The organism is Streptomyces kurssanovii (genome assembly GCF_040677245.1).
Taxonomy (GTDB): Bacteria; Actinomycetota; Actinomycetes; order Streptomycetales; family Streptomycetaceae; genus Streptomyces; species Streptomyces kurssanovii.
Map to the genome: position 1 here is coordinate 1 of NZ_JBFAQK010000128.1, position 1,033 is coordinate 1,033.

Genomic DNA, 1,033 nt, shown 5'->3' on the forward strand with positions numbered 1-1,033 from the left:
GCTCAGTTGGGGTGCCGGTGCGGGCGTGAGGACTGCCCGGCCGCGCAGAACCGGGCGGCCGCTGATGCGGCCGTGGTGCATGTGTTGGCCCAGAGGTCCACGGTTGACGGCACCTCCGATGCCCCGGGCTATCTGCCCGGGCATGGGATCCTGCCGGCTGAATCGGTGCGGGATCTGGCCGGGCGCGCCAAGATCAAACCCGTCCGGCTACCCGGGGACACCGCCGACGCCGGTCCCTGTGGAGAGTCGAAGCCGGGTCATTCCGGCGACTCGCCGGAGGCGGCCGGGCAGGCCGACAATGCAGAGCCGGGGTATCGACCCTCCGCGGCACTGTCGGAGAGCCTGTCAAGTTGTTTGTGTAAGTGCGTAGCGTCGGGTTTAGAGGTAGGGGTTGATTCGGTCGGGGTAGGCGATGGCGAGTTGTCCGAGTGCTTGTTTCCAGTTGGTGGTGACTTGGCCTTCGATGAGTCGGCCCGGGGCGGTGCGTTCGGTGAGTGGTTTGCCTCGTTGTTTCTCGCGTTCTCTGGCGCGTTTGTCTTCGATGGTGCAGATGGCCAGCCAGAGCAGCTTGACTACCGAGTCGTCGCTGGGGAAATGGCCGCGGTTTTTGATGATCTTGCGCAGTTGGTAGTTCAGCGACTCGATCGAGTTGGTGGTGTAGATGACCCGGCGCAGCATCGGTGGGAACGCCAAGAACGGGGTGAACCGCTCCCAGGCGTTGCGGAACGCGGCGATAGTGTGCGGATTCTGTTGTCCTAGATCAGATTTAGCGAACTCGTCGAGCTCGGCACGGGCCGTTTCGGCGTCGGGGGCTTGGTAGATCGGTTTGAGGGCGTTGGCGACTTTTTTGCGCTGGTTGTAGGACACGAACCGCATCGCGGTGCGGATCAGATGCACCACGCAGGTCTGCACGGTGGCCGCCGGCCAGGTGGCCTCGATCGCCGGCCGCCCGGCGTGCTGGCGGGCTGGGCGCTCACGGCGGCCGGCCTGTGGCTCGCGGGACCCGCCCTCACCTACCTGTGCGGCCGTCTGC

The 1,033-nt window shown here is 65.7% G+C and carries 1 protein-coding gene and 1 pseudogene; one reads left to right on the top strand and one right to left on the bottom strand.

Going from position 1 to position 1,033, the window contains the following annotated elements; genetic code table 11:
• Nucleotides 1-6: 6 nt before the first annotated feature.
• Nucleotides 7-201: pseudogene (locus AB0K36_RS34660) on the top strand (DUF222 domain-containing protein); the annotation flags it as partial.
• A 177-nt stretch (nt 202-378) separates the two neighbouring features.
• On the opposite strand, the gene AB0K36_RS34665 reads toward AB0K36_RS34660, so the two are convergent.
• Nucleotides 379-1,033 (bottom strand): transposase (locus AB0K36_RS34665; RefSeq protein ID WP_364601825.1); only part of this gene is annotated, 655 nt, incomplete at its 5' end.